The organism is Paenibacillus aceris, assembly GCF_017874035.1.
GTDB lineage: Bacteria > Bacillota > Bacilli > Paenibacillales > NBRC-103111 > Paenibacillus_E > Paenibacillus_E aceris.
The window spans coordinates 202,615-228,708 of sequence record NZ_JAGGKV010000007.1 but is presented as its reverse complement, the minus strand read 5'-3'; the positions used below and the strand labels follow the sequence as shown (position 1 = coordinate 228,708).

Here is a 26,094-nt window from a genome sequence, read left to right as displayed (position 1 = left end):
TTCTCACCCCGCTTCAATCTCCAACTCTTCAATCCGCTTCTCCACGTATCGCGTATCCTTGTGGGCATGATACGTTTCTGCTTTCTCAACGATAACTGCCGTATTATATTCCGGGATGCCCGCATATTGCTCGTAGACACCTTTGGGGATCAAGCTGTTTCCCTCGGGCCAGTGGACTTCAATGTTGCCGGTTTTGACCTCGGCCAATTTGACACGGCCGTGCATGCTGCCGAACCGGTTGTAGACCACAATCGCCTCCCCTTCGCTTAGTGCAAGAGGTGCCGCATCCCCAGGATGGATCAGCACATCGTAGCGATCCGCCTCATTGAACGGATCGATGTCGCTGTAGATCATCGAATTGAACTGCTTGCCGCGCCGCGTCGTCACGGCAAAATGCCCCTCCGGCTTCCGCAGCTGCGGGAGCTCGATCGGCAGCAGCGCGCCGCGGCCATCCGGCGTCGGACAGACGCCGTCCTCGCACAGCCACGCGCCGCCGTATTGAAACACATCACCGCGCTCACGCAGGTGCTGGATGCCGTTGTAGCTTGGCGCGGCCAGGGCGATTTCCGCGCGGATGGCTTCGGCGCTGCCGCAGCCCAGATGCTGAGCGGCAGCCTCGGGCTTCACGCGGCGGACGAGATCGGCGTAGATCGCCCACTCCGCGCGAGCCTCGCCGATGCGCGGTCCGGCGATCTCGGGCGAGAAGTAGACCATCCGCTCCGTCGAGGTGGATGTGCCTCCCCCGGGCTGCTCGTAGCGCGTCATCGCCGGCAGCACCACGACGGCCTCCCGCGCGTCCAGCAGCGTGGAGGTGTTCAGAATGATGTCCTGATGAACACGGACGTCGACAGCAGTTAGGGCTTCGCGGACGAATGCCGGATCGGGCATCGTCTCCAGGAAGTTGCCTCCGGATGTGTAAAACAACCGGAGCTTCCGCTCCTGCTCCTCGGGCAGGAGCGCGTTCTCCAGGGTAACACCGACGATGTCACCCTGCCAGCTCGGCAGCTCGAAGCCCCAGAGCTGCTCGATGCGGCTGCGGTCGGCGGCGCTGCTTATGTCGCCGCCGGGCAGGGAGAAGGGATCCGCGCCCATTTCGCCGGAGCCCTGCACGCCGCTGTGGCCGCGGATGGGCATCAGCCCGCAGTGCTCGCGGCCGAGGAAGCCCCGCAGGAGGGCAAGATTCGCCACCTGCGAAATGTTGTCCGTACCGAAGCGGTGCTGTGTGAGCCCCATGCTCCACACGAAAACCGCGGAGGCGGCACGCGCCAGCAGCTGCGCGAACTCGCGCATGCGTTCGCGGGAGAGCCCGGACGACTGCTCTATCGTCGTCCAATCCTGCTGCGCTACGTGGGCGCGCAGCCGCTCGTAGCCGTTCGTGTGCGCCTGCACGAACGCATGGTCAATGGCGGAGCCGGGCGCGGCCTCCTCCATCTCGAACCAGACTTTCATGACGCCGTTCATGAAGGCAATGTCTCCGCCGATGTTCACTTGGTACACATCGTCGGCAAGCTTTGTCCCGAATAACGCCGATTCGGGAATGGAAGGAATCCAGTACTGCTCCATAGACGGCTCGTAGTACGGGTTAATGACAATGATCTTCGTCCCTTTGCGTTTGGCCGCATACATGTACTTCGTCGAGACCGGCTGATTATTCGCGGCCACACTGCCCCAGAACACAAGGACGTCCGTGCCGATCCAGTCCTTGTAATTGCAGGTCGAAGCGCCTACGCCGACGGAGCGCTTCAAGGCCGTCTTCGACGGCGAGTGGCAGATGCGCGAAGCGTTGTCGATGTTGTTCGTGCCGAGCAGCCTCGCAGCTTTCGCTGCCACATAATACGACTCGTTCGTAATCCCGCGAGCCGTCAAATAAAAAGCCATCTGCTTCGGATCAATCGCCCGAGCCTTCGCCGCGATGGTGTCCATCGCCTCATCCCATGTGGCGCGGCTGAACCTCCGCTCGCCCTTCCTGCGGATGAGCGGATATGGAATACGCCCTAGCTGCCTGAGTTCGGAGCTGCTCATGCGGCTCAGCTCATCGATGTCTGCATGGAGCAGCTCCTCGCGGATCGCCGGCATCGTGTTCAGCCGCAGTACGTTGAGCCGCGTTGTGCAGAGATGCGGCCCCGCCAGCGTCTGGTCGTACAGCCCGGACACCCCGAGCGCGCAGCCGTCGCATACTCCCTGTGTCAGAATCCGGTAGGCATACGGGAGATTATCCCGATTCTGCCAGGCGATTTTTGCCGTTTCCCGAATATGCTGCGGCTTTACTTTACCGAGTCCGAACGGCACTTTGCTGACCCACAGCTTCGGATCAGGTTTGGCGGGCAGCTTGATTGGCCCGGTGTGCTTCGTTTTTCCCATTTTGAGCAGCTCCTTTATTGTGTAATCGGTTGGATATGCATGTGTGTATTAAGCAAAAAACCACCGCAAAACACGCCCTATAGGCCTCCTCAACGGGGAAGTCTCAAGCGATGTTTCACAGTGGTTAGTCTCCGGCAGGTTCGCTACCAAGTGCCAAGCACCTTTACTATGTATATGTCATGCCAAGCCAATCTTGCCTAGCGTCACGTTTACCGCGTAATTCACTGATCAGCCATTGTCAGTCACGGCTTACTTCCCGCCAAACTTCTTTTCCAAATCCTGATCAAAGACGAATACCGACATCCCCAAATCCTGCTCAATGTCGATGTCAACGAACAGCTGGACGAACTTTGCGCCAAGCAATTCTTCCATCTCCACGGGAGGATGGTCACGATACATCTCTTTAACCATTTCCGTGCGAGCCGTGCGGAGCATTTGTCTGCCATCGCCCGTCTTCGCCATAAATTTCTCCACCGGAGAAAGGTTGCCCGCCATCTCGCAGATCGCCCAACACTTGCAAAAAGTCGTTATCACACGCTCCGGCCCTTTACCCATATGCTTTTTGCGATAAGCTTTGACCAGATTACTGAATTCGGCCTCTACTCGGTTCATCGGCCAGCCACCTTTATGTTTGCTGTTTCAATCATAGCAAGAAAGCGCATACCTGACTAGAGGGAGAACGCTTCTCTTCATCTTAATCCTGATCCTCTTCATCCCATCTGCGGGAGTAGGCTTTCCGCGTTACCCAGAACGTGGCCCCAAGTATGATAACAAGGGCAATTATGCCCCAAATGATAGCACTCGTCATTTCCTTCCACTCTCCTTTATGCCTTATCTATACAATAACTGAAAAATGCCAAGCCGCGCAAAGATCATTTTATATGATTCGCAAAGTGAAATACCGTATTGACAGGAGGGGAAGACCTATCTAAGATATTAATTAGCCGACTAAGTAAAAGGAGGATATTCCGTTGTCGCGTCACCCGAACCCTGAATCACTCACACATATGATGTCTCATTTGCTGAAAATGCACCGCCGGACGATCGATCAGATCATTCATCCGTACGACGTTTATCCCGGTCAGCCCCCTTTGCTGCTTGCCTTGTCCGTCGAAGACGGCCTCAGCCAACGCGAGCTCGCCGAGCGCATTCACAATAAGCCCGCAACCCTAACGGTGATGGTAGACCGCATGGAGAAAACAGGACTTGTAGAACGCCGGCCCGACCCCGATGATCAGCGCGTTACTCGCGTCTATCTAACGGATAAAGGCAGGGAAGTCACCGTCCATGTCAAGGAAGCGATTAAGGCGACAGATGAGCAAACCTTTTCGCATTTTTTACCGGAGGAGATCCTTTTATTCCGTCGCCTACTGCTTCAAATGCAGGAAAATCTACGCCCCAAAGAGGAATAAAATTAGTTAGCCGACAAACAAAAGAAAGGATATCTTGCGATGTGGAAACTACGATCGTTTGTTAAACCTTATTGGCTGATTACACTGCTTGCCCCCTTGTTGATGGTGATGGAGGTCTGCATGGACCTATCTCAGCCCCGCCTCATGGCGGCCATTGTGAATCATGGGGTTGCCGAAGGCAATCTCGCCTTAGTGTGGTCAACGGGCTTGCATATGTTGGGAGTCGCACTTGTCGGGCTTGTCGGCGGGGTGGGCTGTACGTTTTTTACAGTAAAAGCCGCCCAGAGCTTCGGCGCAGACCTGCGGTTGAGCGTATTTGAGAAAGTACAATCCTTCTCGTTCCGGCAGCTGGACACGTTTTCAACGGGGTCGCTGATCACCCGCTTAACCGGCGATGTGATGCAAATGCTGAATATCCTGCAAATCCTTCTGCGCCAATTTACCCGGGAAGCCTCGCTGCTTATCGGCAGCATCATCATGGCGATTGTCATTTCGCCGCGGCTTTCCTTGATTTTACTGGCTGTCGTCCCGATTCAATTCGTTATTTTGTATCTGTTGATGAAACGGTCTACCCCGCTTTTTCGCATGATGCAGGCTAGACTCGATCGCGTCAACACCGTTATGCAGGAAAGTACCACAGGCATTCGCGTGATCAAAGCTTTCGTTCGCGCCGCCTTCGAGCGGACCCGCTTCGGCAAAGCAAATACAGCCTTGCTGGACGCCAGTCTCAGCTCCGCTCGCGCCCTGGCTACAAGCGGCCCGCTAATGACATTGATTTTGAACATGAGCATTGTCGCGGTTCTTTGGTTCGGTGGCGGACAGATCTGGAGCGGCTCTATGGCGATTGGTGATTTGGCCGCTTTTATCATCTATATCACTCAGGTTTTGTATTCGCTTGTTTCTATCAGCAATACACTGATGAATATTTCTCGTGCCCAAGTTTCCGCCGAGCGCATCTGTGAAGTGTTGCATACAGAACCGGACATGAACGAGCCTGTGCAAGACCATGACCAGCAAGACGAGCAGCGGGAGCAGCCGTCTACGCGCACCTTACCAGCAACCGGTTGCGAGCTCGAATTTGAGCATGTCTCCTTCGTCTACGAGTCGGCTCCCGACCAGCCCGTTCTCGAGGATGTTTCCTTCAAAGTGCTGCCAGGCCAAACGATCGGTATTCTCGGAGCGACCGGCTCTGGTAAATCAACACTCGTCAGCTTGATCCCGCGTCTCTATGACGCAACGAAAGGGCAGATCCGGCTGAATGGCGTTGATATTAAAGAAATGCCCGTGGAACAGCTCCGCAGTCAAATCGGAATCGTGCTGCAGCAGTCCATTTTGTTTAGCGGCACGATCCGCGACAACATTCTTTTTGGCAAGCCGGAGGCCTCTGAGGCCGAAATCGAAGCAGCCGCCCGTGCCGCCGAAGCCGATAGCTTCATCCGCCGGTTGCCCGAGGGCTATGAAGCCAAGCTGGGACAGCGCGGCGTGAATCTGTCCGGCGGTCAAAAGCAGCGAATCGCGATAGCGCGAGCTCTGCTTATGCGGTCGCCGCTCCTTGTGCTGGACGATAGCACCAGCGCCATCGATCTTGGCACGGAAAAACGCATCCAGCGTTCCTTGCAAGACTTGATGGCCGGCAGCACTCGCATCATTATTGCGCAGCGCGTCTCATCGGTTCTGCACGCCGATCAAATTCTGGTTCTGGATGAAGGACGCATCTCCGCACGCGGAACCCACAAGGAGCTGCTGGCTACAAGCGCCATATATCAAGACATTTACCGCTCCCAGCAAGGAAAGGAGACTGCCCTTCATGGCTAAAAAGCAGACACCGCCACGCGCCAAGCACATTGGCGCAACCCTCCTTCGCATGTGGGGTTATCTTCAGCATCAACGTGCCGGATTGCTCACCGTTATTATCCTTACCGTCCTCGGCAGCGGCCTTGCCCTGCTCGGACCTTATTTAATCGGCGTCGCAATTGACGATTACATCGTACCGCGGGATCGGAGCGGACTGCTCGGACTCTGTCTCCTTTTGCTTGGTTGCTATTTGTTCAGCGGCGCCGCGACGTGGATCCAGTCCTATGTCATGGCCGGGGTATCTCAGCGGACCGTTTGGGAAATGAGGCAGGATCTGTTTCGTCACCTGCACAAGCTGCCGATTAGCTATTTCGACAAGACATCTCACGGGGAGCTTATGAGCCGCACGACGAATGATGTCGACAACGTTGCCACTACGCTCAGCCAAAATTTAACGCAGATCATCACAAGTATCATTATGATTGCTGGATCTTTTATCATGATGATTACTTTGAATATTTGGCTTACGCTCATCGCGTTGATTACCGTTCCAATCGTCCTCTTCACAACGAAGCAAATCACGAGACACACGCAGCGCTTGTTCAAAGAGCAGCAGCAGCGGCTCGGCGAGCTCAACGGTCTAATTGAAGAATCGATTTCCGGGCAAAAGGTGGTCAAAACATTTCGCCGCGAAGCCGCGACTGTCCGTCAGCTCGATACGATCAATAAGCAGCTTCGTGCTGCCGGCACAGGCGCCCAGCAGCTTTCGGGCATGATGGGGCCGAGCATGAATATGATCAATCATTTCAGTTTTATTTTGCTGGCCGCTATCGGCGGCTGGATGGTGCTCCAGAGTTGGACGATGGTTGGCGTTATTATTAGCTTTCTGAACTATTCCAAACAGTTCAGCCGTCCGATCAACGACCTCGCCAATCAGTATAATATGATACAGTCCGGCATTGCGGGGGCTGAGCGTGTGTTTGAAGTGATGGATCGCGAGACGGAATACGATGCGAACCCGAGTGCCGAGCAGCTAACGGACGTTAAGGGCGAGGTTGTTTTTCAAAATGTCTCCTTCCGTTACACGGATGACGTGCCTACGCTTAGCGGTGTTTCGTTCGCCGCAGAGCCCGGCGATCTGATTGCTTTAGTTGGCCCGACGGGTGCCGGCAAAACGACGATCATCAACCTGCTGACCCGCTTCTACGATGTCGGCGAGGGCTCCATCACGATCGATGGCCGCGATATTCGCAGCCTCGACAAGGACAGTCTGCGCAGCCGCCTCGGCATCGTGCTGCAGGATGTGTACCTGTTCTCGGATACGGTCCGAGAAAATATCCGCTTCGGCCGCTTGGACGCGACGGACGAAGAAGTCGAAGCCGCCGCGAAGCTGGCGAACGCGGACGGGTTCATTCGCAAGCTGCCAAACGGCTATGACGCCATGTTGACCGCCGGAGGCGGCAACCTGAGTCAAGGCCAGCGGCAGCTGCTGACCATCGCGCGGGCGATTCTCGCCGACCCCGCGATTCTCGTGCTCGACGAGGCGACGAGCTCCGTCGACACGCGTACGGAACTGCACATCCAGCAGGCGATGGGCGTTCTCATGAAAGGGCGCACGAGCTTCGTGATCGCCCACCGGCTCAGCACGATCCGCGAAGCGAGTGCAATTCTGGTCATCCACGGCGGTGAGATCGTGGAACGGGGCACGCACGAGGAGCTGCTGGCGCTTCGCGGGCATTATTATGAATTGTATGCCAACCAATTCAGTCAGGTCAGCACGCTTTGACGTTAGCTTTGACAGTACCTTCTCTAGTCATTGGAGCAGGGAACTAGGGTCCGCTATATTCGGCAAAAGCGGCTTTTGATCGGCTTAAGAGGAACTATGATCCGTTATTTAGAGGGAATTTGCCTATTGGGGCCTCTCAACGGGCAAATAGAGCCCTGTAGTTCCGCCTCAATACTGAAATCAGCTGATTTCGCTTAAATAACGGACTCTAGTTCCCTTTCAGTAGATTCATATAGAAAGAGCTGCTCTCCGTAGAAGATTCTACTTGAGAGCAGCTCTTTTGTTTGACCTTCTGGCTTCTGTATGAAATGCCAAAGATTGTTACCTTACTCTTTTAATTTAATATAAACTATAGTTTAAACTCACACTAATAGGTTTTCTAGCATAAAATTCTTTCGCAGTACTGTCTTGATAAGTAATATTAAATTCTGCCATTTTCCATGCCGATAGTCCTGCGCTAAATTCCCAAAGAGACGTATAAGTCATTTTTTTGTAATTACACCAGTTCCATTGGCTCTTATTTCAGTGGTAGGGAAACTTCCTGTAGCTGAAATAGCGACAGTGTCTACAGTTTGATGCACCGGGGTATATGGTTGGTTTAAGATCAATCCATCCACAGCAAAATTTGTCGAAATTCGTCGTACCACACTCATTTTCTACAATTTTTATTCGACATTGCCGTTAAAAATATAACTATCGGGTCAACATACAATCAGTACCAGACAGACTCGGGCATCCTATCCCTAACGCGAATTACCTTCAGACCTAGTTATTCATATTGAATCTTAGTTATATCAACACCATACAAGTATCGGGTACTCTTAGAGATGTAAACACATTCATTTCTAAGTACTTGGGAGGTCACATATTAGATGAAGAAATCACTCAAACAATGGATTGGCATTGGTACGACGGCTTTTATAGCTGCAACGGTAGTTGCAGGCTGCGGCAGTACGACGAACACGGCGCAACCTTCTACTCAACCAAGTGCCGGCGCTGCTGCAACGGCTAACGCAAAACCATACGCAGGTAAAACGATCTCGCTGGTAACAGCGAACCACCCTTGGGCAGATGCGATTAAGCCTTTGCTGCCGGATTTTGAGAAAGAAACAGGCATTAAAGTGAATGTCGAAAGCTTTTTCGAGGATCAGCTCACGCAAAAGCTAACGGTTCAATTCACATCCGGCTCTGCAACGCCTGACGTTTTCATGTACCGCCCGCTTCAGGAAGGTAAGCTTTTCTACAAAAACGGCTGGGTACAACCGCTTGATGATTATGCTCAAAAGGCAAAGGATTACGACTTTAACGATTTCTCCAAGTCAGCCATCGGCTCGACAACGGTTGAATCCAAATTAGCCGGTATCCCGATCATTACCGAACAAGAGATTTTGTACTACCGCAAGGATTTGCTGCAAAAGGCAGGCATCGCCGTGCCGAAAACGATGGATGAGCTCACGGCTGCGGTGAAAAAGCTGCATGATCCGAAGAACGACATGTACGGATTCGTCGCAAGGGGCCAGCGCTCACCGCTCGTCACGCAGGTGTCGTCCTTCCTGTATTCGGAAGGTGCGGACTTCACGACGGGCGAGAAAGCCAGCATCAATACGCCTGAAGCCGTCAAAGCTTTTACAACCTACGGAACGCTGCTGAAAGACTTCGCACCTCCTGGTGTGCTTAACATGTCCTGGCCGCAAGCTTTCGGTATCTTCGCTCAAGGGAAGGTCGCTTTCTTAACGGATGCGAACTCTCTGTACCAAAATGCGACAGATCCGGCGAAATCCAAAGTCGCCGATCAAGTCGGCTTCGCTGTTTTCCCTGGCGGCAAAGCAGGCTCCAAGCCTTACAGCATCACCTCGTGGGGACTTGCGATGAATGCCAAATCAGGCAATAAAGATGCGACTTGGGCGTTCATCCAATGGGCAACAAGCAAAGATGTCGTGCTGAAAACACAGCAAAAGGGCAACCCAGGCGCACGCGCTTCCGTATGGGATAAACCGGAAGGTACAACCGGCTTCCCGGCTGAGCTTGTTCCGATCATTAAGGAAAGTGCCAAAACTGGTGTTGATCACGACCGCCCAACGGTTATCAGTGTAGGTGAAGCTCGTGATGCAGTTGGTGAAATCGTGCAAAAAGTGATGTCCGGCGAAACCAACATCCAGCCAGTTGCAGACAAAGCTAATCAAGCACTGCAAACGATTATGGATAAAGATAAAACGAGATAAATAGGTGTTTGATGGGTGAAAAGGGTCATCTGATGACCCTTTTCTCCTTTCTTACGGGGATTTATTAACATCAGGAAGGGTGAATGCAGCGTGCAATACAGTTGGTTTAACCGCAACTTAAAATGGATTTATACACTCCCGGCCGTCATCTTCGTCATGCTGATGATGCTGTTTCCAATCATCTACACCGTTCGAATCAGCTTCTATGAGTGGAGCATGTCCGCGACAACCCCTCCCGTTTGGGTAGGCTTGTCCAACTATTTAGCCTTATTCAAGGACGAGCGCTTCTGGCATGCCGCAGGCTCAACATTTTATTTCACTTTCGCTGCGCTTGCTCTGGAGGTTATCCTGGGCATCGCCATTGCTTTACTGCTTTCCAGAGAATTTCGCGGGAAAAATCTCGTCAAAACGGTTTTCTTGCTTCCCATGGTCGCAACCCCCGTCGCAATGGGCTTGGTCTGGATGCTGATCTACGAGCCGACGATCGGCGTCGCCAACATGCTGCTCAAAACATTCGGACTCGAACCCCTGCTCTGGCTGGCTTCTCCGAATCAGGTCATTCCTTCCCTGGTCATTGTTGACGTCTGGGAATGGACGCCGATGATCGCGCTCATCATTATGGCTGGATTAGCCACGCTGCCGACCGATCCTTATGAAGCTGCCGATGTGGACGGCGCAAGTACGTGGAGAAAATTCGTTTCCATCACACTCCCGCTTCTAAGACCAACGATTATCGTGGCAGCGATGCTCCGTTTAATCGACGTTTTGAAAACATTTGATATCATCTACGCAACAACGCAAGGCGGGCCTAACTTTGCTTCCGAGACGCTGAATCTGTATGGTTATGTGCTCGGCTTCCAATACTTTAAGCTCGGTATGGCTTCGTCCCTGCTTGTCATTTTCTTCGCATTGGTGATGGGGCTTACCCTGTTCATGATTTGGATGCGTAAACGAATGGAGGGTGCAACATCATGAAGAAAAAAAGAGGCTCACGCTTCCTGCAAACCCTGCTCACCTTCATTGTGCTCATCGTGTTTGCGTTCCCTTTTGTCTGGATGCTGCTCGCCTCCTTCAAGACGCAATCGCAAATTTTGTCGACGGGTCAATTATTTATTTTCAAACCAACGTTTCATAACTATGTCAGCGTGTTTCAAGAATACGATTTCCTGAAATTCATCTGGAACAGCTTCCTCGTAGCTTTCGGTTCAACGCTGCTATCCCTTATCTTAGGTCTCCCGGCGGCATATGCGATTGCAAGGCATCATCTGCAGAAGCTCGGACTTCTCATTCTAGTCGCTCGGATCATTCCGGGGATTACATTCCTGATTCCTTGGTTCATTTTATTTTCTAAAATCCACTTGGTTGATACGTATGCTGCACTCATTTTAAGCCATATGCTCGTCGGTCTGCCTTTTATCATCTGGATTATGATCTCCTTCTTCGAGGCGCTGCCGACAGAAATCGAGGAATCCGGCCTTATTGACGGCTGTACGCACCACCAAGTATTCTTGCGGATCATTTTGCCGATCTCCGGACCGGGCGTGATCACGGCATCCCTGCTTTCTTTTATCTTCTCGTGGAACAATTTCATGTTCTCAGTCATCCTGGCCGGAGACAAAACAAAGACGCTGCCGATCGCCGTATTTAACTTTATGTCTTATTCCGAAATTAACTGGGGCGCTCTCATGGCAGCAGCCTGTATCATTACGCTTCCAGTGTTGATCATCGCTCTTGTTTCACAGCGTTATGTCGTCAGCGGACTTTCCGCAGGTGCTGTTAAAGGCTAATCATTCAAGGTTCTCATATGTATGCGGCTACAAGAAAGATCCCCTTCATTTGGAGGACTTCTCTTGTAGGCGTATACTCTAAGTTATAACGCTTAGCAGACCCGGAAGGTGATTTGGCATGCCCTATAAACTAAATATTTTCAGCAAAATCTTAATCATGTTGGTCTTACTGCTCATCCCTATCGTGCTGCTCTACAGCTATACGAACCGTATCACCAATAACGTGGTGCAGGATCAAATTCAATCTTCGAATTTAAATCAGCTCTCCTTTTTTATGCACCAATTGGATACAGATGTGGAGCGGCTAGCGATGTCACCCGTTATTCTTGGGAGCGATCCTTATATGCGGGAATATATCAACCGCAGCGATTCACCGGACTATGACGTGTTAAAAGAACAATCGCGGATCATTCAAAAGCTTAGCCTGCAAAGTGTATCCAGCGGCTGGGTCAATGAGCTCACCGTTGCCATTCCGAGGGGGAAGCAGGTGCTCTCCTCCAGTATTTTCGTCAATGGGACGGATGTGTGGCCTTGGCATAGAGCAATTCAGCGTACTTGGACATATGAGGAACGTGAAAGCGACAAAGGCGTCGGGTCGTTCATCCGGGAAATTAGCGAGCCGATTCGCGCGCAGACGATGGATCAAGCGAATGTGCTCTATCAGGTGAGATTCAGCGTACAAAACATGGTGCAGCTATTGGATGTGTACAAACAGGACAAACGAAGCGATCCTTTTTTTGTGAATGGTCAAAAGGGACTGATCGTAAACAGCTCCTCTAACTCACTAATCATCAATGCCATTAGAGAACAGTTCACAGGAGAAAGCCTCCCAAGCTCCGGTCAAGTTCAATTGGTGATCGACCGTCAGCAGTATTTGATCAGCTATGTAAAATCCGCGCAGTTGGGTTGGTATTTGATGGATTATGTGCCTGTCCAGAAAATTCTCTCCCCGATTACCATGACGCGCAAATTATTTTATATCTCTATTGGGCTTCTGCTTGTGATGAGCGTACTGGCTTCTTTCATGCTGTACCGCAATGTGCAAATCCCGATCGGCAAGATGATCCAAAGTGTGCAAAAGGTGAAACGAGGCGATTTGTCAGCCCGCATCGACTACAAAGCCAAGAACGAATTTGACTTTCTCATTCAACGTTTCAATGAAATGGCAGCGCAAATGCAAGTGCTGGTCGAAGATGTCTATGCCGAGAAAATACGGTCCCGTGAGGCGACCTTAAAGCAGCTGCAATCGCAAATTCATCCGCACTTTCTGTATAACTCCCTGTTCTTCATCATCAATTCGGCCGAGATGGAGGACAAAGAATCTGTCGTAGCGATGGCGCAAAATTTGGCTGAGTTCTACCGCTATACAACCAGGGTGGAGAAACAATCCGTTACGCTGGGAGATGAGCTCGACTTGGTCGGCCACTACCTGAACATTCAGCACCTTCGGATTCATCGGCTGAAATATGATATTTCGGTTCCTGAACAGATGCTAAGTGAATGGGTCCCCCGGCTGATCCTCCAGCCTTTGGTGGAGAATGCGATTGTCCATGGCATTGAACGAAGCGCGGAAGGCGACCGCATCGTCATCACCGGAGAACAGGATGAGGATTGGAACCGCATCATTGTTGAAGACAATGGCGCAGGGCTTGACGAGTTCGGATTGACTCAGCTTTTGCAGCAGCTGTATTCACCGATGACCGACGATATTGGCTGCGGGACTTGGAATGTGCACCATCGGCTTTACTACCAATTCGGAGAAGGATCGGGGCTTACTTTTTATCCCGGTGAACAAGGAGGCTTGAAGGCTGTGTTAACTTGGAAGCGCGGTACGCAGATAAACCTTCCTGCTGCTAGCGGGGAGAATAAGTTATGATTCAACTTTTGATCGTGGATGATGAAGCTCATGTCGTAGATCGGCTCCATGCCACCATTAACTGGGCTTCGCTTGGTATTGAGCAAGTTTTCAAAGCCTACTCGGGCAAGGAAGCACTGGAGCTGCTGGAGCAATTCTCCATCGATATTGTCCTTACCGACATTCAGATGCCGGGCATATCCGGCTTGCAGCTTATTGCTGAAATCAACCGCAGATGGCAGAAAACGAAATGCATTCTCTTATCGGGTTACTCCGATTTCAACTACGCCAAAGAAGCGATCCTTCAGGGGACCGAGGATTATTTGCTTAAGCCTGTCACTGAACAGGATCTGTTAGCAGCTGTCGGGCGGGTTATGGAAAAACTGCGGGACGAATGGCAGGAAGTCTTTTCTAAGCAGCGTCTAAGTTATACGGTCAAGGAAAATCTTCCTTTGCTCCGGGGAAATCTGCTGAGCGACCTTCTTCAAGGGCGCAAGTTAACCGAGCAGACCCTCCGGGACAAAATGCAGATGCTGGAACTGCCGGATTTCCATGAACAGCCCTGTGTCCTGATGATGATTCGGCTCGAGTCTGATTTTCTGGAGTATGACATGAGTCGCTTATCGTTAATGGAATACGCCATCAGCAAAATGGTCGAGGAATTGTTCGCAGAGAACTTTGACAGCTGGCACACGAAGGACGCGCATGATTATCTGATTTTTGTGATGAAAAAGAAGTCGCTGACCGCTGACCAAGAGGACTCTGCTTGGCTCGAACGCACCGCCTCCGTGCTTCAATCGGCCGTAAACAACTATTTAAAAGGGAAAATCTCTATTCTGCTCAGCAGCTGGGGACAATTTCCGAATGACATTACCACCCTGTACAACGCCTCTTTGAGCGCTTTTCGCAAACAGATTGGCAGTGAGCATGAGCTGTTGATACGACTCGGTGATGAATTCGTCCACCCGGAGCTTTCGGCGCTGCAAAGACTGTACGAACCTCCAACCCTAAACCATCTGCTGGAGGCTGCCCGCTGGGAGGATACGATCGACAAGTTAACCTTGATTTTCGACGAAATGGGGACGAAATTCTCTGAATCACAGGAGCATTTGCTGGAGGTTTACTTCTCTATAGCATCCGCCTTTGCGTATATTGCCCATAAAAATGGCAGGCCCCTGCACCAGCTCATCGGCGGGGATTACGACCGTATGACCGAAGGCATTCCTTTTCGTACTGTCAATCAACTGCGTGAGTGGACCATTCGTTCTTTGCACCGCATGAGGGAAGATATGGATCAAGAGCGAAAAGACAGCAGAGTTACCTTAATTAATGACATCAGGTCGTTTATCGAACAGCATCTGGCCGGCGATGTTTCGCTGCAGTCTATTGCGGACCATGTTTATCTGCACCCTGTGTATGTCTCCAAAATTTATAAACTGGAAACCGGCGACAACTTAAGCGATTACGTCAATCGGGTACGGATGGATAAAGCCGCTTATCTGCTGAAAAGAGATCAAGGCAAAATTTATGAAATCGCCACGCAGCTCGGATATCAACGTCCGCATTCCTTCAACCACGCCTTCAAAAAGCATTATGGCATGACTCCGCAGGAGTATCGCGATCAATATTCATAGAAATGGAGGAGGTGCAGCGTTATGACTGATGTTTTGCAACAGTTGAAAAGCTCAAAAGTGATTGCCATCATCCGGGGAATCGAACCTGCACAAGCGCAGCCGCTCTTTGAGGCGCTAGAGGGCGGCGGCATCAAGCTGGCAGAAGTGACACTGAATACGCCGAATGCGCTGCAGATCATCCAGATGATGCGCAAAAAGTATGAAGGCCGCATGGCGATTGGTGCCGGAACCGTGCTGAACGCCGCCTATGCGGATGAAGCGATCCGGGCCGGCGCGCAGTTCCTCATTTCCCCCAATGTGGATCAGGGCATGATTGAACGGGCATTGGCAGGTAGGGTGCTCCCGATTCCCGGGGCTCTCACGCCAACAGAAATTGTGCAGGCAATGAACTTCGGCGCATCGACCGTGAAGCTGTTCCCCTGCTCCAGTTTAGGCCCTTCTTATTTGAAAGAGTTAAAAGGACCGCTGAGCGATGTTAACCTTCTCACCGTTGGCGGGATCACGAAGGACAATGCAGCCGCTTATTTGAAAGCAGGAGCCTTTTCCATCGGCATAGGAGGAAGTTTGATTGCACTTAGCGAAATTCAAAATGGCAATTATCAAGCGATTACAACATACGCCAAGCAGCTAATGGCGGCAGTAAATCAGTAGGACATGTAAATCATTCTTAGGTATGGGAGAGGAAGAAATACCATGAAAATTACGAAGTTAGAACTGTTTAAGGTGCCGCCAAGATGGTTGTTTTTGAAAGTAGAAACGGACGAAGGCATTACCGGATGGGGCGAGCCGATCGTTGAAGGGAAAGCGGATACAGTCGCGGCTGCCGTCATGGAAATGAGCGAGCATATCATCGGCAAAGATCCGATGCGAATTGAAGATATGTTTCAAGTGCTGTACCGCGGCGGTTTTTATCGCGGCGGCCCTATCCTGACAAGTGCCATCTCAGGCATTGAGCAGGCGCTGTGGGACATTAAGGGCAAGTTTTACAATGCCCCTATCTATGATTTATTGGGCGGCGCATGTCGCGAACGCACACGTGTGTATTCGTGGATCGGCGGAGACCGCCCGAGCGATGTCGGACAGGCCGCTAAGCAGCAAGTAGCCGCCGGCTTCACAGCCGTGAAGATGAATGCTACGGAAGAGATGCATTATATCGACTCGCTCAGCAAGGTGGACGAGGCCATCGCCCGCATCGCCGCTGTGCGCGAAGCCGTCGGCAAAGACGTCGGCATTGGCATCGACTTCCACGGGCGCATCCATAAGTCCATGGCCAAGATCCTCGTCAAAGAGCTGGAACCGTACCGTCCGATGTTCATTGAGGAGCCTGTTTTGCCTGAAAATAATGAGGCGCTTCGGGAGATCGCCCGCCACACCTCATGCCCGATCGCTACCGGTGAGCGTATGTACACGCGTTGGGGCTTCAAGGATCTGTTGGCGCAAGGATATGCGGACATTATCCAACCTGATCTTTCCCATGCAGGAGGAATCCTGGAAACCCGCAAAATCGCCGCTATGGCGGAAGCTTACGACGTGGCCGTTGCGCCGCATTGCCCGTTAGGTCCTATTGCGCTGGCATCCTGCTTGCAGCTTGACACCTGCTCGCCGAATGCTTTCATCCAGGAGCAAAGCTTGGGCATTCACTACAATCAGGGCAGCGACCTGCTTGATTACTTGAAAGATCCGGCAGTGTTCCAATATGAAGATGGATTCGTCAAAAATTTAACCGCTCCAGGCCTCGGCATCGAAATCAACGAAGACAAAGTCCGCGAAATGGCCGCCATCGGGCACGATTGGAAAAATCCCATTTGGCGCCAAGCGGACGGTACAGTGGCTGAGTGGTAGGTCTTGCCGATTGCGCGGCTCTACACCTTTTGCCGATTGCGCCCAAGTGTGAACGTTGAAGTTATATGAATAAAGCTGCCTCAAAAGGTCTGCAATGACCTGTGGGGCAGCTTTTTTTGTGGTGATTAGGCTAGGCTGGATGATGAGAGAGAGAGAACGGTAGTCCGCTATTTGGTGTCAAAACAGCCGTTTGACGGTTTAGTGGGAACTACGGTCCGCTATTTAGCCGAATTAAGCCCAAATTCTTGCTTCCGAGGGGAAATAAGTCCCTGTAGTTCCTATTGGATCTTGAAAACAGCTGATTTCACTTCAATAGCAGACCATAGTTCTCTTTCTAGGCATGGGGTATACCCCTATGGTGGGTACCCTTTCGCATTTCAGCCCGTTTGGAACATTTATAGAAAAGCGTGAATCAAAAATAAAACCGCGAATGCCAGCCCCGAACGCAAATGCCACTTCCGGTCTAATCGCTTATATCTAAACAAGCCTGAAACTGGCACTGGAAGTAAAACCAAAAGAGCAAGCAGCCCGCTGATATTGTTGAAATCGAATTTGAAGCCATACATAAACACAGCAACCGTATGAAGCAAAATAAGCGCAATAGCGACTATCGCGATAGGTGTATGCCATCTTTTAGCAAACCGAAGTAAAACAACGATCCACCTTTTGACGTTGCTCCATTGCTCCCAAATACGCAGTTTAACAATAAAAACAAGCACATAATTGGCTAGTACAAAGAACAAAGCTAACCTTGCGTTCGAGCCAAAACTCTTAAACGTTTGTTCGAATCTACGATTGTGCACCGTTGCGGACGGAAGATGGATCAAGCTCCAAAGTTCCCATAAAACAAACAAGACAGAGACAATAATGGCACCAAACACCCAGAGCCGTTCTTTTGGCGGGATCCATGTGGGACTAGCGTTATTGGCTTCCGATGTCTTCATAATTAGATCCCCTCTCATTAGGATAAAATTAATATACCCTATAAATGTTAAAATCAAATTAGAAAACGGACAATGCACAAAAAGGACCTACACCAGAACGTGTGCAGCTCCTTTTACTATCGCGGATTCAAGCCGAGATTTCTTGGACTAGAAGATCAAAACAAATCCAACTGTCGAGGCGCAAGCCCCTCGTAATCGAGCCCCAGCATCGCCATAAGCGCCTTCGCATTCCCCGCTGCATGTCCACCCGAGTTATTGTTGAACACCACACAAACCTCACGCGTTTGCTCTTGCAGCCGGAGCAGCCAGTCCTTCCACTCCAACAATTCCTGCTCGTTGTAGTTATAGAGATACCTCACATCGCGCCAGTTCGCCTCGTTGTTCTGCACCCAGCCGCTTACTCGGCTGCTCCATCATCCGGTCGTAAGATAGTCGAGCCAACTGTCCGCCCGTTTTGTTCAGTTTTTCTATGTTCTATGCGACAACCTCATAGCGAAGATTACAGAGTTCTTGTCTATGGTAGAACCTATGATTTTATTATAATTTAAGAATTTGTTTACAAAATATAGAAAAAGACGTATAGTGTACTTGTAATTATTGGAATTTATCCCAAAATAATAGGCCTTTAAACACAACATGGAATATCTTCTCCAATGATGAGGCAACTGCCAGAACTGACTGGGTCGGTACAAGCTCATGGCAGTACCTTGTTGTTGCTGTAGACTTGCAGTCTGCAGACAATATCTCATCTCCATATGTTTCGCTTGGTCAGGATTACGGGAACTTTGCCGTAGTAAGCAAATCAAAAGGTGATGTTTGGGCTTTTAAAAGTTATCATAAAATTCTTGATCGTTATAATACTGCTACGGTACGTAGCATTGATTCGCTTACCGATCACTAAAATGTTCTGTAACCTGACATAATATATAATCAACACCACAATAATGACTAACTACGAGCTATCTCGGTGATTAGTTCATTATTGTGGTGTGTATTCCTTGTATAAACAATTTTTTTATGCGATGTACTACCAGGTGGAATCATGAGTGTCTTTAGTCGGCTGTACCATCAGGTCAAAGCTTACCCATTTACTTTTTTTATTCTTATCTTGAGTAGTATCTTATCCATAGGGATCATAACAACAACGCTGCACAACATCAACAAGACGGTAGAGATTGAAAACTACTTAAACCAGTTTCAAATCAATAACAAGATTTCATTCAACTTCGAATATAGTGATAAGTTTGAACTTCAAGCTACCATTGACACACTCCGACATATGAGTTCATCTAGTAATCTAGTGATTCAGAACATGACAGTGGAAACAGAGGGAGGGTTATTCTCTCCCATGATTGAATACTGGAACTCGAGCACATACAATAAGTTGCCCTTATTAGAGGGAAATGCAATCCCAAAGGAATTTTTAGAATTGGGGGATAAGGTTTGTATGGTTGGACAAGCATTTATACCCTATTTGACTAAAATGAATGGTAAACGTTATATAAAGCTAGATCATGAAAATTTTGAGGTAATAGGCATTATTGGAACTGAGAAAGGCAATTCACCTTACCTTGAACATAGAATCGTAGTACCTATCACAAGCCTGACACAAAGAATGATGACAAGCCTGCAGGCACAAAAGAATGTTTCTGTTGAACTGTATGGAGACCCGGCCCAGTTAATAAAAGATTACGACATCATTAAAAGTCATGCAGGTGAAGCATTTAAGTTAGGTCAAGCTGACTTTTCCTCAATAAAGGGTGGTATGTCCAATTTCTCACAATTAGGTAGTTTAGGAAATCAGTTTACTTTTATTATGATTGTCTATGTACTTGCTCTGATTAATTGTATTAACATTGCGATTTATTGGTTAAAGGAAAGAAGAAGCGAAATAGCAATAAAAAAGGCATTTGGCATTCGGAACATGACGATTGCTTTTTCTCTATATAGCGAGTTATTTGTAGTTTATATGATATCTGCAATACTAATTATTCTTCTGCAGCTAGGCTTAAGTGGGGTCATTGGAAAATGGATTGGTTATCCCTATCATATTACGATAGCTGATCTAATCAATCATTCTGCACTTGTATTTATCACATCGTTATTGGTAGTGATACTTCCGATTACTACATCTAGGAATATCCAACCCGTAGAGCTAATGAGAAAGGTCTGATAGCATTGCGAAGTATTAAAATGGCGATGAAGTCCTTTAATGAGAGAAAATGGACTACCCTTTTTATTTCTGTTCAGTTAATTGTGTCGTTCTATTTGATATGCAATGGATTTATTCAACTGGCCATGCCAGATCTAGCAAGCACTATGATTCAAAAGCATTCTAACTTAGACTTGAATCGAGCCTTCACAGTATTCGTACCGGGGACTACAAGCGAACAATGGTTCTCAGAGCGCTATAGCAAGCTCAAACAAGAAATTGATAATATGAATAACGTGAGCGGACATGGTTCTTTTTCTACTGCTCAATTTTTTTTACTAGGTTTGAAAAACGTCGAAATGTATGAAGCAAAAAATCGGGAGTTGTATAAGAACACAGTACTGAGAGGACAAGAGAAACTCTCCTATATGGTGTTTTTAGATGAGTCCATGTTCCATAGTACGAAAATCGATCTATATTCGGGAACCACCTTTTCAAAAGCTGATTTTATGCTTGCACCCACTGACACAATCCCAGTATGGGTTGGCTATGATTACAAGGATACTCTTAGGATTGGGGAGGAGTTTTCCATATCCTGGTTTGGTGAAAATTTGAAATATCATATTGTCGGCGTAATGGCGAAAGGGAGCAAATGGATCGATAAAAACGATTACATATCTGAGGGGGTCAGAGACTTAGATGCTGCGATTGTTACTCCATTTCTTGAGTACCAAATGAAGTTTTCTCCTTTCATTGTTACATCATTACAACGCAGCACTTTTTTTAAAATGAAGGATTCAAAAGACATCTCCGCTATTAGAAGCAGAATAAATGAAGTGGCTGCTAATTTGGGATTAGCCACTCCTATTGTACATACGATTCAAGAGGAATTGGATGCCTATAAGTCTAGTAAAATAGAACTCGTAAAATTAAATATGTTCGCAGGATTATTTTTTCTTTTGACAACGTCAATTGGGATTATAACCTCTAGTCTATCCTCCATCCGAGCCAGATTTTACGAATTTGGAGTAAGGAAAGTTTATGGTGAATCCATCATTAGTATAGCCAGAACTATCATAACCGAGGTGTTCGTCCTCATTATGCTGAGTGCTATAATGGGGGGAGTTTGGAATTATTACTCTAACAGCATATGGAGTACTACTTACAGTTCATCGGTATTAGAATTATTCGGTATTGGAATTGTATTTAAATTACTTGTTCTTGCATCAATCCTTACCTTATCTTCCGTAATATACCCGATCTGGTTCATCTATAAAAGATCACCATACACGTTAATTCAAGGAGGAGAATCCTAATGACGGCAATCGAACTTACCCATGTATCTAAGATATACGGCGATTCCCAGAATTCCTTGACGGCTCTTGATGATATAAATTTGGTTATCGACAAAGGTGAATTTGTTGCTGTCATAGGCCCTTCCGGTTCAGGGAAAACAACTCTACTTAACATTATGGGCTGTATGGATACAATAACAAAAGGTGAATGCAAAATTTCAGGCAAATCTACGATTGGTTTAAAAGATAAACAGCTAGTCGAAATTCGAAATCGCGTCGTGAGTTTTATCTTTCAGCACTATGCGTTGCTTACAAACTATAGTGTATACGATAATGTGACGCTTCCTTTTGTAGAACGAAATATGAGTAAAAGAGATTGCATGGAGAAAGCGCGGCATTATTTGAACAAGCTAGGAATAGAAGAACTTCTTCATAGCAAGGTTAAGCATTTATCCGGAGGACAAAAGCAACGTGTAGCCATTGCAAGAGCACTGGCATCTGAGGCAGAGATTATTTTTGCAGACGAGCCTACCGGGGCTCTTGACTCGGTAAACGCAGACAATCTCATGCAAATTCTCGCTGATTTAAATGAAGAAGGGAAAACAATTGTAGTCATTACCCATGATTCTCACGTGGCCTCATATGCTAAGAGAAAGCTAGCTATGAAGGATGGGAGGATTATCTCAGATGAGCGATTATGTAGCCTGATTGATGAATCAGAGGAGAGATACACGGGAAATGAATAAAAAAAGATGGATTCTAATCATAGGAATATTGATTTTATTTCTTTTCGGAGCATATTTATACCAGAGATTAGATGACAGTATTGTAGATAGACATGGAGGTGGAACAATTAGCAAGGATGACTATAATGAACAGTTCAAAGTAATAGAGAAGAGTATCTCGGTAGACCGGACTTTTTTCTTTAATTTAAAAACCAATTTTCTGATCGAGTTACAGTCCGGAGATTTGATGGTTGAGATTTGGAATCCCAAAGAGGAACGTGTCTTTTATGATAAAGCGACTAGCGAGAAAACTTACATGAATGAATTTGTAAGCAAGCCTCTAGAAGGAATCTGGAAGGTAAAGTTTATCATTAATCCTCAAACAGAAGGAACTTATCAATTTTTGTTTCGCAGTACTCCTGCTTCCTGGCTTAGTGGGGGTAGGGAGGATTGGTTTAAATAAATTAATTTGTATAATGTCACTTCCATTCACATCAGGGCTATTGTTCAATTTAGTTTAGCCAAGAACCTTAAACTTAAATGTAAGGTTTTTGGCTATTTTTAATACGACTATAACTCAGGTGTAACATTTGTTTAATCATATAGAATTAACACAAGAATTTAATATGTTTTACCTCTTTTTCATTAACGATCGGCAACTCTACTGATCAAAACAAATCCAACTGCCGAGGCGCAAGCCCTTCGTAATCGAGCCCCAGCATCGCCATAAGCGCCTTCGCATTGCCAGCAGCATGTCCACCCGAGTTATTGTTGAACACCACACAAACCTCACGCGTTTGCTCTTGCAGCCGGAGCAGCCAGTCCTTCCACTCCAACAATTCCTGCTCGTTGTAGTTATAGAGATACCTCACATCGCGCCAGTTCGCCTCGTTGTTCTGCACCCAGCCGCCGACATTCCGCCCGTGGAAACGCACCATCGTCACCTCGGGATGTGTAACCTCCAGCACCGTAGGAACAGAGCCTACTCCCGCCTGAGGTTCGTCGCAGATACTGTGCATCCAACCCTCGCGCTTCATGAATGCGAGTGTCTTTTCCCGCATGTCCTCTTTAAACCAACTCTGATGACGGAATTCCAAAGCTACGGGAACATCCCCCATTCGCTCCCTAGCATCGCGCAGAACGTCAACATTCGCTTTGCTGCAATCAAACCAAGGCGGGTATTGAAACAATACCGTCTTCAGCTTTCCCGCTTCCCGTACGGGGTGGATCGATTGTAGAAAAAGCTCAAACATCTCGTCCGTTCCACCAGCAAAAGGGTTCGCTCCCCGCAGATGCCCCGTCATTCCTTGGTAGGCTTTAATAATAAAACCGAAGCCGTCCGGTGTTTCTTGGTTCCATTTGATATAATTGCGTTCCGGCTGAATGGCATAAAAGGAGGTGTCCACTTCCACAATCGGGAAATGTGCGCCGTACTCCCGCAGCTTCTCTCTGCTGCCGCCCAACTCATGGTCGCCCCACCCGGCCAGACCGATAGTGATCATCGCAAATTCCCCTAACTTCGCTGACTTTTCTTTATTGTAGCTTTCGAAGAGGCTTTGGACAACTAAGGGCATCTAAAACGGCACATGAAAGATCTTCATCCAGAACACCGTCAGAACCGCCGACAAAGCATACGCGAGAAGCGGTTTGACGGAAAACAACTTAAGCATTGGGAACATGATGATATTGAAAACAATCGACCATCCTAATGACCAGCCATATTGATACTCGATTCGACCGGTTAGGGAATAAATGTACTCCACTCCGCCATAGATCAGCACCCATTGGACATAATGAAAGAAGACTTTCATCCGTCCCTGCGGATAATTCGTCAGAAACAGCAGGGCTGTAGCTGGGAATATGATGAAGGTATACATCAGTTCCGTAAGGCATGTATCCCCGAACCAATCCGGGGTCAGCGTCCAGAGCATTCGCCCTGCGCATAAATAGTTATATAATAAATTGCCTATAGCGAAGTACATCATGGTCGGCTGGTACTTCTGCCAGTTCCGCCAATCACCCCATCGATATGACGCCCAAATAATAAAAATACCCACAAATAAGTGCATAGACAGTACGGCTCCTTCTCACGTTGTATATATTATACATAATAATTTACATTTTTATACAATAATCTTACAATATTATACAATTATTGGGAGTTGTCACTGCTGACATGATGCTGTCAGTGGGTTTTCTATATACTGGAGTAAAAATGCTGTAGGAGGCATGTACGTGACCGAACATCCGGATAAAATTCTGAGCCGCCGCGCCCTGAACCGCGCTCTCCTGGCCCGGCAGCTGCTGCTGCAACGATCAGACATGCCCGTCCTGACGGCAGTCCGGCACCTGGTCGGCCTGCAGGCGCAAGCCCCCAACCCACCTTATATCGGGTTGTGGACCCGCTTGCGAAACTTCCGCCATGAGCAGCTGTCGCAGCTCATCATGGATAGAAGCATCGTGCGCATCGCCCTGATGCGCTCAACGATCCACCTCGTCACGGCAGACGACTGCGTGACGCTGCGCCCAATCCTGCAAGCCGTGCAGGATCACGGCTTGCAAGGCGCGTTCGGCAAGCAGCTTGCCGAACTGGACCTGGACGCGCTTGCCGATGCCGGGCGAGCGCTGTTGGAGGCGCAGCCGCTCACGCTGAGTGAGCTCGGCAAGCGCCTTGGTGCTCAGTGGCCGCAGCAGGACGCCACTGCCCTTGCGCAAGCGGTGCGCTGCCGCTTGCCGCTTGTTCAGGTGCCGCCGCGCGGCATCTGGGGCGCCTCTGGCCAGGCGGCCCATACGACCGCGGAGGCGTGGCTCGGCCGACCGCTGGCGGACGGGGCTAGCGTGGAAGCCATGGTGCTGCGCTACCTGGCGGCTTTTGGACCTGCTTCCGTCAAGGATATGCAGGTATGGTCCGGGCTCACCCGGCTGCGCGAGGTGCTGGAGCGGCTGCGCCCCGGTGTGCTCACCTTCCGCGATGAGCAGGGAAATGAGCTGTTCGACCTGCCGGAGGCGCCGCGGCCGGACGCTAGCGTCCCGGCTCCGCCTCGCTTCCTAGGGGAGTTCGATAATATGCTTCTCTCCTACGACGATCGCACGCGCATCATGGAGGATGAGGCGAAGCATCGGGTGTTTACGGTCAACGGCATCATTCGCGCAGCGCTGCTTATTGACGGCTTTGTCAGCGGCATTTGGTCCATCACGCAAAAGCGCAAATCAGCAGTTCTGACCATTACGTTATTCCGCCCGATTTCTAGTGAAGAGCGCGAGGCTATCCGATCTGAAGCAGAGGGTTTAATGGCCTTTCATGCCCCTGAGGCTGAATCAAGGGAAATTCACTATAGCTAAAAAAGGCTGCCCCAAAAGGTCAGGAACAACCCTTCGAGACAGCCCCTCTCGGCTGCGAACACGAACCGTGATTGGGAACTATGATCCTCTATTTTTCGATAATTCGGCGTTTCACCCCTGAAATTGGCCCATTTGGCTCAAATAGCGCCCTGTAGTTCTCTTTCACCCAACTTATTTCGCCGCTTTCTCCCATTTCGCTTTCAGCGCGCTTTCCACTTCCGCAAAAACCTGCTCGGCCGTTTTGCCTTCCGTAGAAATGCCCAATTTCTCGGCTTTTTTGTTCAAAGCAGCGGATTTCTTCGCATCTTTACCTGCCTTGAGCGCTGCGCGGATCTCTTTTGCTGTTTTGCCGTCGGTTGCGATGCCTGCCGCAGTTGCTTTCGCTTGCAGTTTCGACAATTCCGCTGCTTTCAGCGCTTCTCTGATCTCTTTATTCGTTTTGCCTTCTGTACTTACGCCGAGCTTAGACGCTTTTGCTTGCAGTTTTGTTTGTGCAGCCGCTTTCAGCGCCTCTTTCAGTTCTTTGTTCGTTTTCCCATCCGTACTTATGCCCAGCTTAGTCGCTTTTGCTTGCAGTTTTACCAGTACGGCTGCCTGGATATCGGCTTTCAGCTGTTCGGCCGTTTTGCCGTCCGTAGCGATGCCCAGCTTCGCTGCCGCTTTGTTCAAGTGCTCGATGCGTTTGGCTGCACTTGCCGTTTTCAGATCGGCTTTGATTTGTTCGTTCGTTTTACCATCGGTCGATAAGCCAAAAGCTTGCGCTTTCTCCTGCAGCAATTGTTTCAAAGGATGGAAAGTGCTCCCTTGCGTCTCCGCCGCGAATGCCGCCACCGGAACGGTTAATGCAATCGCACCTACCAACGCTAGTCCTGTTAATTTTTTCAACATAAGTATCACTCCTTGGTTCGTCTATGGTTATGTTTACCTTACGAACCCTATCTTA

22 protein-coding genes are annotated in these 26,094 nt (G+C 49.2%); 15 read left to right on the top strand and 7 right to left on the bottom strand.

Translation table 11 applies throughout. From position 1 onward, the window contains the following. Positions 1 to 3: 3 nt before the first annotated feature. Together J2Z65_RS15650 and J2Z65_RS15645 are read right to left on the bottom strand one after the other, a co-directional pair. Positions 4 to 2,361 (bottom strand): FdhF/YdeP family oxidoreductase, encoded by a 2,358-nt coding sequence (locus J2Z65_RS15650; protein ID WP_167054626.1) that lies wholly within the window; start codon positions 2,359 to 2,361, stop codon positions 4 to 6. Positions 2,362 to 2,610: 249 nt separating this feature from the next. After that, positions 2,611 to 2,973, bottom strand: a complete 363-nt coding sequence (locus J2Z65_RS15645; RefSeq protein ID WP_167054628.1) for a Na-translocating system protein MpsC family protein — start codon at positions 2,971 to 2,973, stop codon at positions 2,611 to 2,613. 359 nt (positions 2,974 to 3,332) lie between these two features. Here J2Z65_RS15645 and J2Z65_RS15640 point away from each other — a divergent pair, with 359 nt between their 5' ends. From J2Z65_RS15640 to dgoD, 10 genes are all read left to right on the top strand, one after another. Continuing rightward, positions 3,333 to 3,773, top strand: coding sequence for a MarR family winged helix-turn-helix transcriptional regulator (locus J2Z65_RS15640; RefSeq protein WP_338111602.1), 441 nt, complete (start codon positions 3,333 to 3,335; stop codon positions 3,771 to 3,773). A gap of 39 nt (positions 3,774 to 3,812) precedes the next feature. Beyond that, positions 3,813 to 5,588, top strand: coding sequence for an ABC transporter ATP-binding protein (locus tag J2Z65_RS15635; protein ID WP_167054630.1), 1,776 nt, complete (start codon positions 3,813 to 3,815; stop codon positions 5,586 to 5,588). After that, entirely contained in the window at positions 5,581 to 7,353 is a 1,773-nt protein-coding gene (locus J2Z65_RS15630; RefSeq protein ID WP_167054632.1) for an ABC transporter ATP-binding protein, read from the top strand. The genes J2Z65_RS15635 and J2Z65_RS15630 overlap by 8 nt, the downstream gene beginning before the upstream one ends. Positions 7,354 to 8,225: 872 nt before the next feature. Next, on the top strand, positions 8,226 to 9,575 hold the full coding sequence (locus J2Z65_RS15625) for an ABC transporter substrate-binding protein (RefSeq protein ID WP_167054634.1): 1,350 nt from the start codon (positions 8,226 to 8,228) through the stop codon (positions 9,573 to 9,575). Positions 9,576 to 9,665: 90 nt separating this feature from the next. After that, positions 9,666 to 10,550: an ABC transporter permease subunit gene (locus J2Z65_RS15620; protein WP_167054636.1), complete on the top strand. Its 885-nt coding sequence runs from the start codon at positions 9,666 to 9,668 to the stop codon at positions 10,548 to 10,550. Continuing rightward, a complete protein-coding gene (locus tag J2Z65_RS15615; protein ID WP_167054638.1) occupies positions 10,547 to 11,362 on the top strand; it encodes a carbohydrate ABC transporter permease in 816 nt (271 codons plus the stop codon). Before J2Z65_RS15620 ends, J2Z65_RS15615 begins: the two co-directional genes overlap by 4 nt. Before the next feature lie 118 nt (positions 11,363 to 11,480). Further along, complete coding sequence (locus J2Z65_RS15610) at positions 11,481 to 13,238, top strand: sensor histidine kinase (protein WP_167054640.1); 1,758 nt, start codon at positions 11,481 to 11,483, stop codon at positions 13,236 to 13,238. After that, complete coding sequence (locus J2Z65_RS15605; RefSeq protein ID WP_167054642.1) at positions 13,235 to 14,851, top strand: response regulator; 1,617 nt, start codon at positions 13,235 to 13,237, stop codon at positions 14,849 to 14,851. Before J2Z65_RS15610 ends, J2Z65_RS15605 begins: the two co-directional genes overlap by 4 nt. A gap of 21 nt (positions 14,852 to 14,872) precedes the next feature. Beyond that, the gene (locus tag J2Z65_RS15600; RefSeq protein WP_167054645.1) at positions 14,873 to 15,502 is read left to right on the top strand and encodes a bifunctional 4-hydroxy-2-oxoglutarate aldolase/2-dehydro-3-deoxy-phosphogluconate aldolase; all 630 of its coding nucleotides are present in this window, start codon (positions 14,873 to 14,875) and stop codon (positions 15,500 to 15,502) included. Between the two features lie 42 nt (positions 15,503 to 15,544). Then, a complete protein-coding gene (gene dgoD, locus J2Z65_RS15595) occupies positions 15,545 to 16,693 on the top strand; it encodes a galactonate dehydratase (RefSeq protein ID WP_167054647.1) in 1,149 nt (382 codons plus the stop codon). A gap of 395 nt (positions 16,694 to 17,088) precedes the next feature. Here dgoD and J2Z65_RS15590 read toward each other — a convergent pair whose 3' ends face one another. Together J2Z65_RS15590 and J2Z65_RS15585 are read right to left on the bottom strand one after the other, a co-directional pair. Next, the gene (locus J2Z65_RS15590) at positions 17,089 to 17,637 is read right to left on the bottom strand and encodes a hypothetical protein (protein WP_167054649.1); all 549 of its coding nucleotides are present in this window, start codon (positions 17,635 to 17,637) and stop codon (positions 17,089 to 17,091) included. 155 nt (positions 17,638 to 17,792) lie between these two features. Then, complete coding sequence (locus J2Z65_RS15585) at positions 17,793 to 18,026, bottom strand: DUF72 domain-containing protein (RefSeq protein WP_209855892.1); 234 nt, start codon at positions 18,024 to 18,026, stop codon at positions 17,793 to 17,795. Positions 18,027 to 18,679: 653 nt separating this feature from the next. On the opposite strand from J2Z65_RS15585, the gene J2Z65_RS15580 reads away from it, so the two are divergent. From J2Z65_RS15580 to J2Z65_RS15565, 4 genes are read left to right on the top strand one after another with little or no spacing between them, the layout of a single operon-like run. Then, entirely contained in the window at positions 18,680 to 19,810 is a 1,131-nt protein-coding gene (locus J2Z65_RS15580; RefSeq protein ID WP_167054653.1) for an ABC transporter permease, read from the top strand. A 20-nt stretch (positions 19,811 to 19,830) separates the two neighbouring features. Beyond that, a complete protein-coding gene (locus J2Z65_RS15575; protein WP_167054655.1) occupies positions 19,831 to 21,105 on the top strand; it encodes an ABC transporter permease family protein in 1,275 nt (424 codons plus the stop codon). Continuing rightward, the gene (locus J2Z65_RS15570) at positions 21,105 to 21,830 is read left to right on the top strand and encodes an ABC transporter ATP-binding protein (RefSeq protein ID WP_167054657.1); all 726 of its coding nucleotides are present in this window, start codon (positions 21,105 to 21,107) and stop codon (positions 21,828 to 21,830) included. Before J2Z65_RS15575 ends, J2Z65_RS15570 begins: the two co-directional genes overlap by 1 nt. Beyond that, entirely contained in the window at positions 21,823 to 22,272 is a 450-nt protein-coding gene (locus J2Z65_RS15565) for a hypothetical protein (protein WP_167054659.1), read from the top strand. The genes J2Z65_RS15570 and J2Z65_RS15565 overlap by 8 nt, the downstream gene beginning before the upstream one ends. Before the next feature lie 205 nt (positions 22,273 to 22,477). Here J2Z65_RS15565 and J2Z65_RS15560 read toward each other — a convergent pair whose 3' ends face one another. Together J2Z65_RS15560 and J2Z65_RS15555 are read right to left on the bottom strand one after the other, a co-directional pair. After that, positions 22,478 to 23,311 (bottom strand): DUF72 domain-containing protein, encoded by an 834-nt coding sequence (locus J2Z65_RS15560; protein WP_209855890.1) that lies wholly within the window; start codon positions 23,309 to 23,311, stop codon positions 22,478 to 22,480. A gap of 72 nt (positions 23,312 to 23,383) precedes the next feature. After that, on the bottom strand, positions 23,384 to 23,878 hold the full coding sequence (locus tag J2Z65_RS15555; protein ID WP_167054661.1) for a CBO0543 family protein: 495 nt from the start codon (positions 23,876 to 23,878) through the stop codon (positions 23,384 to 23,386). Positions 23,879 to 24,044: 166 nt separating this feature from the next. On the opposite strand from J2Z65_RS15555, the gene J2Z65_RS15550 reads away from it, so the two are divergent. After that, entirely contained in the window at positions 24,045 to 25,151 is a 1,107-nt protein-coding gene (locus tag J2Z65_RS15550) for a winged helix DNA-binding domain-containing protein (protein ID WP_338111603.1), read from the top strand. A 171-nt stretch (positions 25,152 to 25,322) separates the two neighbouring features. Here the strand turns inward: J2Z65_RS15550 and J2Z65_RS15545 are convergent, their stop codons facing one another. Further along, positions 25,323 to 26,039, bottom strand: coding sequence for a hypothetical protein (locus J2Z65_RS15545; protein WP_167054665.1), 717 nt, complete (start codon positions 26,037 to 26,039; stop codon positions 25,323 to 25,325). Positions 26,040 to 26,094 lie beyond the last annotated feature (55 nt).